2 pseudogenes are annotated in these 232 nt (G+C 49.6%); both read left to right on the top strand.

From position 1 onward, the window contains the following. Positions 1-102 (top strand): annotated as a pseudogene (locus NLF92_RS13860) (heme exporter protein CcmB); the annotation flags it as partial. Beyond that, a pseudogene (locus tag NLF92_RS13855) lies at positions 102-232 on the top strand (heme ABC transporter permease); the annotation flags it as partial. The pseudogenes NLF92_RS13860 and NLF92_RS13855, both read left to right, overlap by 1 nt.

Raw genomic sequence — 232 nt, 5'->3', positions numbered from 1 at the left:
CCTTATCATGCACAACTTGCTATTATCGCCGCCATGCTGTTGTTGGCTGCGGCGTTGGCACCGTTTGCCATAGCGTATTCTTTAAAAGTGAGTCAAAACTAATGTGGAAGTGGTTACACCCTTACGCTAAAACAGAGCGTGCGTATCAGCTTTGTTTAACCTTACAGCCTTGGTTTTGGGCTGGCGCGATACTGTGCCTTAGCGTTGGTACGGTATGGGGGCTGGCGTTTGC

Origin of the sequence: Opacimonas viscosa (assembly GCF_024199005.1) — a bacterium.
Taxonomy (GTDB): domain Bacteria; phylum Pseudomonadota; class Gammaproteobacteria; order Enterobacterales; family Alteromonadaceae; genus Opacimonas; species Opacimonas viscosa.
Note: the sequence above shows the minus strand (reverse complement) of the source record. Positions and strands in the feature narration are given on the sequence as shown.